Genomic DNA, 7,076 nt, shown 5'->3' with positions numbered 1-7,076 from the left:
GTCCTCGTCGCGGTCCTGGACGCGGGCGAAGGCACCGGCCCGGGGGCGTTCCGGGGAGACCTGTCAGGCGAGGGTCACGGCGTCGGCATCCCGCCGTTGACGTGCAGCGTCGAACCCACGACGTAGCTCGACTCCTGGGAGGCCAGGAAGACGTACGCCGGGGCGAGCTCGGCCGGCTGGCCCGGACGGCCCAGGCCCGTGTCCTCGCCGAACTCCGGCAGTGCCTCGGGCGGCTGGCCGCCCGCGGTCTGCAACGGCGTCCAGATCGGCCCCGGGGCCACGACGTTGACGCGGATCCCCTGCGGCGCGAGCTGCTCGGCGAGCCCCTTGGCGTAGGTGTTGAGCGCGGCCTTGGTGCTCGCGTAGTCCAGGAGCGTCGGCGAGGGCTGGTAGGCCTGGATCGAGGACGTCGCGATGATGCTCGCGCCGGGCGCCAGCAGCGGGAGCGCGGCCTTGGTGATCCAGAACAGGGCGTCGACGTTGGTGCGGAAGGTCGCGTCGAACTGCTCGTCGGACAGGTCGGTGAGCTCCTCGGTGAACTGCTGCTTGCCGCCGTTGCTGACGAGGATGTCGAGGCCGCCCAGCTGCTCGTGCGCGTCGGTCACCAGCTGGGTCACGTAGTCGCGGTCCTCGAGATCACCGGGCAGGAGCACGGCCTTGCGGCCCGCTTCCTCGATGAGCCCGGCGATGTGGTCGGCATCGCGCTGCTCCTCGGGCAGGTAGGAGATCGCGACGTCGGCGCCCTCGCGGGCGAAGGCGATCGCGGTCGCGCCGCCGATCCCGGAGTCGCCGCCTGTGATGAGGGCCTTGCGTCCGGCGAGGCGGCCGCTGCCGCGGTAGGTCGTCTCGCCGAGGTCGGCGCGGTTGTCGAGCTCGGCGTCGAGCCCGGAGCCCGGCTGCTGCTGGGCGGTGGTCTCGATGTCGGCGTACATGGTGGTGGGGTCGGCGAGGGTGTACTGATCGGTCATGGGTGCCTCCGGGGGTGGTGGGTGGCTGGTGCAGGGGAATGGTCTGGGGTGTCTCAGGGGTCGGTCTCGGTCGCGCGAGGTGGCGGGCCGGGGCTTCGGGGACCGCGTGCGGTCGGTCAGCCGAGCCCTCGCGGGTCGATCGCCGCCAGGCGGCTCAGGTCTGGGTATGCCGGCCCGCATCGGATCAGATCGTCGCGACCGAACCCGAGTCGACGCGGTAGTTCGAGCCGTTGACGAACGAGGCGCGGTCCGAGCACAGGAACGTGATGACCGACGCGACCTCCTCCGGCTCACCGCGGCGACCGAGCTCCATGTACGGGCGCTCCTCGCCCAGGAACGACTCGATGGCCTCGTCGAAGCCCACGCCCAGCTGCTCGGCGCGACGCGTCATCATCGCGTCCGTCATCGGGGTGTGGATGAACGCCGGGGAGACGGCATTGACCAGCAGACCTTCGCCGGCGTACGAGCGCGACAGGCCCTTGGACAGCGCCAGCACGCCGGCCTTGGCGGCGCAGTAGGGCAGCTCGTCGTCGTAGGGCTGGACGGCATCCTCCGAGGTCAGGTAGACCAGGCGGCCCCAGCCGCCGGAGCGCAGATCCGCGAGGAACTCACGAGTCACGCGCACGGCGCCGAGCAGGTCGATCTCGAGGGTGTCGACCCAGCCCTTGTCGTCGATCTCGTGGAACAGCCCCTGGGCGCCGGTGACACCTGCGCTGTGCACGAGGATGTCGATCTCGCCGACCGCCTCCTGCACGGTGCGGTGCAGCGCGGCGATCGAGTCGACGCTCGTGACGTCGGCCGGTGCGTGGTGCACCCGGTCCTGGTGGTCGAGGCGGGCGGCGGCCTCGGCGACCGAGTCCCCGTCCTTGTCGCTGAGGAACACCGTGGCGCCCTCGTCGAGCAGCTGTCGTGCGGTCTCCCAGCCGATGCCGGAATCGGCGCCGGTGATCAGTGCGGTCTTGCCGGTGATGCCCAGGTCCATGTCTGTCGCTCCTCGAGGTGGTGCGGTACGGCGAGGCCGGACGGCATCGCCGGGGTGTGCGGTGCAACGGTGCGTCGCTCGGTCGGGCGGCGAACCGGCGTGCGGAGCACGTCGTCAGGAGGCCGGGGTGCGGTTCTCCGCGCTGATGAACCAGGCCTGCTGCTCGAGCTTGCCGATCACGTCGTGCAACAGGTCCGCGGTGGTCGGATCCGCCTCGTCGACCTCGTCGTGCACGTCGCGGACTGTGCGGACCGTCGCCTCGATCGCCGAGGTCACGAGGTCCACGGCGTCGGTGGTCAGCACCTCGCCCTGCGGCAGCTCGGGGAGCGAGGTCTGCTCGGCGACGACCGCGGGTCGGCCATCCGGGGTGGCGTGCAGGGCGCGCATGCGCTCGGCGATGGTGTCCGAGCTGTCCCGGGCGATGTCCACCACCTCGTCGAGGTTCAGGTGGAGGTCTCGGAAGTTGGGTCCCACGATGTTCCAGTGCGCCTGCTTGCCCACCAGGTGGAGGGCGATCAGGTCCACGAGGACGCGCTGCAGGTTCTTCGAGAGCGCGTCCGAGGCGAGGAAGCCGCCCTCGGCGTTCTCGGGGCGGGTGCGGGTGGGTCCTGCGGGGGCAGGAACGGTGACGGTCTCAGTCATGATGTGTCTCCTCACTATGGGTCGTGTGGCTGAACGGCTTCGACGCTAGGCACGGTGTCTGAGGATTCATCCAGGAAAGCCCCAGTCGCGCTCGCGAAAGGGCGCGTGGCCTGCGGGGGGACCGCTCGGTCGGGCGCGTGTGGCGGAGGGAACGGTCGTCGGGGCGGGGCATGGGCGGCACAGTCGGGGCCCGGGCCTGGGCGGCAGGGTCGGGGCCCGGGCCTGGGCGGCAGGGTCGGGGCCCGGGCCTGGGCCTGGGCGGCAGGGTGTCGAGGAAGCCACCCGGGGGCTGGGTGACGGCCACAGAATGCAGCGCGACGGCGCGGGGTACGCGTCTCGGGTCACGAGGCGTGCAACAACCTGACTCCCAGCGCTCGAGCCCTCCGATTTCGAGGGGCTCGGGCGCTCACAGTCAGGTTGATGCATGCCCCGACGACCAGAACGCCGCCGCCCGACGTCCCTCGACCGCGAAACCCCTCGCACGGCCGACCGCGGCCTCCGGCGACGCTCGGCCCCGCTACCGTGACGACATGGCCCCATCCCCGCACGAGTCTGCACGGACCGATCCTGCGGCGCCCGCCCCCGCTCCACCCGACGCCGCGACGCTCGTGCTCGAGCACTTCGCGTGGATCGACGGGGACGCGGACACGTGGAGCATGCTGCGGGACCCGTCTCCCTCCCGGCCATCGCCGCAGAGCTCACGCGCCTCGCGGCCCGGTGCGCGCCCGACCTGGTGATGGGCATCGAGGCTCGTGGCCTGGTGCTCGCCCCCATGGTCGCCCTGGGCCTGGGCGTCGGCTTCTCGCCGCTGCGCTCGGGCGATGCCATGTTCCCCGGTCCGACGTCGCGCGGCGCCTCGGAGCCGGACTACCGAAGCCGACGTCGCGAGCTCGCGCTGCGCACCGATCACCTGGTCCCGGGGGCGCGCGTGGTGATCGTCGACGACTGGATCGAGACCGGCAGCCAGGTGTCTCTGGCCCGGGACCTCATCGGCACGGCCGGGGCGGAGCTGGTGGGAGTCGTCGTGATCGTCGATGAGACCTCGCCGGCGACCCGGGCCGCCCTGCCCCCGATCTCGTCGATCGTCCGAGGCGAGGACCTGCCCTGATCCGGACCGCGCAGCCGGCGGTCCGAGCCCGCAGCTGCCAGCCCGCGACGGCCCGAGCCTTCAGCCTCCGGCCCGCGACGGCCCTGGCCCGCAGTACGCAGCACGCAGCCTTCGGCTCTCAGCCCTTGACCGACCCCTCCGTCAGGCCGCCCCGCCAGAACCGCTGCAGCACGAGGATCAGGATGACCAGCGGGATCACGCTCACGAGCGCGCCGGTGATGGTCAGCTCGTTGAACTCCGGCAGCCGGTCGGTCTGCGCCCTCCACGTGGTCAGGCCCAGCGTGATCGGGTAGAGCTTGTCATCGGCCAGCATGATCAGCGGCAGGAAGTAGTTGTTCCAGATCGCGACGAACTGGAACAGGAAGATCGTCACCAGGGCCGGCGTCAGCTGTCGCAGACCGATCGTGTGGAAGATCCGCAGCTCTCCCGCGCCGTCCATGCGGCCGGCCTCGATGAGCTCGTCGGGGATCGCGGCACCAGCGTAGATCCGGGCCAGGAACATGCCGAACGGGGAGACCAGCGAGGGGATCAGCACCGACCAGACCGTGTTGGTCAAGCCGATCGCGCTGAACACGAAGAACAGCGGGAGGGCCGTCGCGGTGCCCGGCACGAGCACCCCGCCCAGCACGAAGGCGAACACCGCGTTCTGCCCGCGGAACCTGTACTTGGCCAGCGCGTAGCCCGCGGCGGCGGCGAAGTAGGTCGCGAGAAGTCCGCCCACGCCGGCGTACAGGAGGGAGTTCCCGGCCCAGCGGATGAACACGCCGCCGTTGGCGGTGAACACCTGCTCGATGTTGTTCCACAGCTCGAAGCTCGGGCCGAACCAGAACCCGTTGGTGTCGAACAGGGCGTCCGAGGACTTGGTGGCGTTGATGACCACCCAGTACAGCGGGACCAGGAAGTACACCGCCACGATCGCCAGCACCGCGGTGACGATGATCGTGGTGGTGGGCTTGACGCCCGCTCCCCGGTTGGCGCCGTGGCGGGCCTTCGCCGGAGCGGCGGCACGCTGAGCCTTCGCGGGGGCGGTCGCGACGTCCGCCGCGCGGTGGGTGGGGGCGTTCATCGCCGGCCTCCTCGGTTGGACAGGCTCAGGGCGATGGCCGACAGGATGAACGCCGCCAGGGCGATGATCACGGCCATGGCCGAGGCCACCCCGATGTCGTTGTAGAGGAACGCGTAGGTGTACGCGGACAGGTTGGGCGTGTACTCCTTGTCGATGCCCGGCGACACGGTCGCGAGGACCTGCGGCTCCGCGAACAGCTGCAGCGTGCCGATGATCGAGAAGATCACGGTCAGCACCACGGCGGGCCGGATCAGCGGCAGCTGGATCGACCGCGCGATCCGCAGCGGCCCGGCACCGTCGATCCGCGCCGCCTCGTACACGTCACCGGGGATCGCCTTGAGCTGGGCGATGATGATGAGCATGTTGTAGCCGGTGTAGGTCCAGGTCACGATGTTGGCGATCGACCACAGCACCATGTTCGGGCCCAGGAAGTCGATGTTCAGGCCCACGAGCCCCAGCAGGTCCACGATGGGCGAGAGCCCCGGGATGTACAGGAACGACCACAGGATCGTGGCGATCACGCCGGGGATGCCGTACGGCAGGAAGTACGCGGTCCGGAACAGCCACGGCCAGCGGGCCGAGGCGCTCTCGAGCAGCAGCGCCAGGACGATCGAGGCGACGATCATGACCGTCACCTGCACCACGCCGAACAGCAGCATCCGCCCGATCGAGGCGATGAAGTTGGGGTTGCTCAGCGCGGTCACGTAGTTGTCGAGCCCGGCGAAGGAGGTGCTCACGCCGTCCTCGCCGAGCAGGCCGCGGCGCGTGACCTTCAGAAAGCTCTGCTGGATCGCGATGATGATCGGCACCACGAAGGTGGCGACGAACAGGATGAGGAACGGGGCCATCAGCACCCACGGAGCGGTCTTCTTGGACATCAGCCCTCCTCCACGTCGAGACCGATGTCCCGCATGATCGAGATGACCTCTTTCTGGAGGTCCGGGAGCGCGTCGGCCAGCTTGGTCCCGCCCGTTGCGCTGGTGCGCAGGCGGTCGGCCAGGAGATTCTGCAGGCGCTGGGTGACGGGCGGCCAGGTCCATTCGAGGTTCTGCTGCTCGGACATGGGCTGGACGACGTCGACGTTGTAGTTCTGGCCGCTGAAGTACTCGCTGGGCTTCTCTCGCTGAGCGCCGATGTAGTCCTTGACCGGCGACCAGCCGATGCCGCTGAACTGGATCATCGCGTCGATCCCGGCGGGGTCGGTGGTCATCCAGGTCAGGAACTCGAGGGATTCGACCGGGTGCTGGGAGTTGGCCATGACGGCGGCCGAGGACCCGCCCAGCATGCCCGAGCCATAGCCCTCGTCGGGCCAGCGCGGCATGTCCGCGACCGCCCATGTCCCGGATCCGCTGGCGATGCTGCCCTCGATGAGGGCGTCTCCCCAGGAGCCCGTGACGTTGCCCAGGATGTTCCCGGCCCCGGCGGCGGCGTACCACGGGGCGGAGAAGGCGCCGTAGGCGGTCGAGACCAGGCCCTCGGACATCATCGAATCCCAGTACTCGGCGACCGTGAGGCTCGCGTCATCGGTGAGGTTCACCAGCCAGCCGCCCTCCTGGGGGCGGAACCAGACGGCGCCGGCCTGGGGCATGACGAAGGTGATGAAGGAGCCGTCGGCGGGGTTCAGGGTGCTGATGGTGCGGTTCGGGCCGGAGTCCTTGACCGCCGCGGCGAGGTCGCGGTACTCCGCCCAGGTGGCGGGAGGCTGCGCGCCGATCTCCTCGAGCAGCTCCCTGTTGTAGAAGTGCACGCCGGGGCCCGTGTCCTGGGGAATGCCGAGCACCTGGTCACCGATCTTGCCGAGCGCCCAGGCCGACGGGGCGTACAACGACTCCTTGTCGTCGGCCCCGTAGCGGGAGAGGTCCACGAGGGCGCCGGCGATCGCGAAGTCCGGGATGGCGCGCAGCTCGATCTGGGCGATGTCGGGACCGCCGCCCGCGGCGACCGCCGAGAGCTCCTTGGCATAGCCGCCGCTGTCGCCGCCGGGGATCCACACGGCATCGACGTGGATCCGGTCCTGGGTCCGGTTGTAGACGTCGCAGACCTTCTGGAGATCCTTGAGCCAGGCCCAGTAGGTGAGCGTGACCTTCCCGTCGCTGGCCGGGATGGTGGGGCCGTCGTTGGCACTGCGGGCGCCGAGGGCGCTGCAGCCCGTGAGGGTGGCCGCGGCCGCCGTCGCGCCGCCCGCGAGGGCCGTGCGACGACTGAACGCGGGAGTGCGGACCGCCGGGGGTCGGACCGAGGACATCAGCCGCTCCTTCTCGTCATCGAGTGCTCCGAGGCTATCACTCGCGGGGGCGTGATGGGGGGCGC

At 70.4% G+C, this 7,076-nt stretch carries 7 protein-coding genes; 1 reads left to right on the top strand and 6 read right to left on the bottom strand.

Annotated features, from left to right (window positions below; all coding sequences use genetic code 11):
• Positions 1-74: 74 nt before the first annotated feature.
• The 3 genes from ACT3TZ_RS06745 to ACT3TZ_RS06735 all read right to left on the bottom strand — a co-directional run bounded on the left by ACT3TZ_RS06745 (position 75) and on the right by ACT3TZ_RS06735 (position 2,592).
• Entirely contained in the window at positions 75-968 is an 894-nt protein-coding gene (locus tag ACT3TZ_RS06745; RefSeq protein WP_444582632.1) for an SDR family oxidoreductase, read from the bottom strand.
• A gap of 184 nt (positions 969-1,152) precedes the next feature.
• Positions 1,153-1,950, bottom strand: a complete 798-nt coding sequence (locus ACT3TZ_RS06740) for an SDR family NAD(P)-dependent oxidoreductase (RefSeq protein ID WP_444582631.1) — start codon at positions 1,948-1,950, stop codon at positions 1,153-1,155.
• A gap of 114 nt (positions 1,951-2,064) precedes the next feature.
• Complete coding sequence (locus tag ACT3TZ_RS06735) at positions 2,065-2,592, bottom strand: Dps family protein (protein WP_444582630.1); 528 nt, start codon at positions 2,590-2,592, stop codon at positions 2,065-2,067.
• Positions 2,593-3,241: 649 nt separating this feature from the next.
• On the opposite strand from ACT3TZ_RS06735, the gene ACT3TZ_RS06730 reads away from it, so the two are divergent.
• Positions 3,242-3,700: a phosphoribosyltransferase family protein gene (locus tag ACT3TZ_RS06730; RefSeq protein WP_444582629.1), complete on the top strand. Its 459-nt coding sequence runs from the start codon at positions 3,242-3,244 to the stop codon at positions 3,698-3,700.
• Positions 3,701-3,818: 118 nt separating this feature from the next.
• On the opposite strand, the gene ACT3TZ_RS06725 is transcribed toward ACT3TZ_RS06730, so the two are convergent.
• The 3 genes from ACT3TZ_RS06725 to ACT3TZ_RS06715 are packed head-to-tail and all read right to left on the bottom strand — an operon-like array spanning position 3,819 to position 7,011.
• On the bottom strand, positions 3,819-4,766 hold the full coding sequence (locus ACT3TZ_RS06725; protein WP_444582628.1) for a carbohydrate ABC transporter permease: 948 nt from the start codon (positions 4,764-4,766) through the stop codon (positions 3,819-3,821).
• A complete protein-coding gene (locus ACT3TZ_RS06720) occupies positions 4,763-5,644 on the bottom strand; it encodes a carbohydrate ABC transporter permease (protein WP_444582627.1) in 882 nt (293 codons plus the stop codon). The genes ACT3TZ_RS06725 and ACT3TZ_RS06720 overlap by 4 nt, the downstream gene beginning before the upstream one ends.
• Positions 5,644-7,011 (bottom strand): extracellular solute-binding protein, encoded by a 1,368-nt coding sequence (locus ACT3TZ_RS06715; protein WP_444582626.1) that lies wholly within the window; start codon positions 7,009-7,011, stop codon positions 5,644-5,646. Before ACT3TZ_RS06715 ends, ACT3TZ_RS06720 begins: the two co-directional genes overlap by 1 nt.
• Positions 7,012-7,076: the final 65 nt, after the last annotated feature.

This window comes from Brachybacterium sp. AOP25-B2-12, assembly GCF_052378625.1.
Taxonomy (GTDB): Bacteria; Actinomycetota; Actinomycetes; order Actinomycetales; family Dermabacteraceae; genus Brachybacterium.
This window is presented reverse-complemented; position numbering and strand designations above follow the sequence as displayed.

What these genes read in the sequence shown, in the direction of transcription:
- ACT3TZ_RS06745 (WP_444582632.1), bottom strand. Translation starts at nt 968, where the DNA reads ATGACCGATCAGTACACCCTCGCCGACCCCACCACCATGTACGCCGAC.
- ACT3TZ_RS06740 (WP_444582631.1), bottom strand. Translation starts at nt 1,950, where the DNA reads ATGGACCTGGGCATCACCGGCAAGACCGCACTGATCACCGGCGCCGAT.
- ACT3TZ_RS06735 (WP_444582630.1), bottom strand. Translation starts at nt 2,592, where the DNA reads ATGACTGAGACCGTCACCGTTCCTGCCCCCGCAGGACCCACCCGCACC.
- ACT3TZ_RS06725 (WP_444582628.1), bottom strand. Translation starts at nt 4,766, where the DNA reads ATGAACGCCCCCACCCACCGCGCGGCGGACGTCGCGACCGCCCCCGCG.
- ACT3TZ_RS06720 (WP_444582627.1), bottom strand. Translation starts at nt 5,644, where the DNA reads ATGTCCAAGAAGACCGCTCCGTGGGTGCTGATGGCCCCGTTCCTCATC.
- ACT3TZ_RS06715 (WP_444582626.1), bottom strand. Translation starts at nt 7,011, where the DNA reads ATGTCCTCGGTCCGACCCCCGGCGGTCCGCACTCCCGCGTTCAGTCGT.